Raw genomic sequence first — 245 nt, forward strand, 5'->3', positions numbered from 1 at the left:
AATGCCGGGGCCATTGCAGAGCCGATCGATGAAAGGTACTTCCAGGTGCTTCCCCCCAGTTCGGCCGGCGTCCATAGCTGGTTCCCCGTTGCAAACACCATGTAGTCACCAAAATTCCAGAGCCCGACGGAGATGCAGATAAAGGAAAAGGTGAGAAAAATCCTGTTCCTGGAAGTACGCGCTATCACGATCACGGCGAAGACAAGGTTTATCACAACCGCCGCTAGTGCTATGTAGCCATTTAT

General features: G+C 52.2%; 1 protein-coding gene. It reads right to left on the bottom strand.

From position 1 onward, the window contains the following. The coding region (locus tag GTN70_11480; protein NIO17581.1) for a hypothetical protein at nt 1-245 on the bottom strand (245 nt) is incomplete at both ends.

The sequence above is a fragment of the Deltaproteobacteria bacterium genome, assembly GCA_011773515.1.
Lineage (GTDB): Bacteria > Desulfobacterota > Deferrimicrobia > J040 > J040 > WVXK01.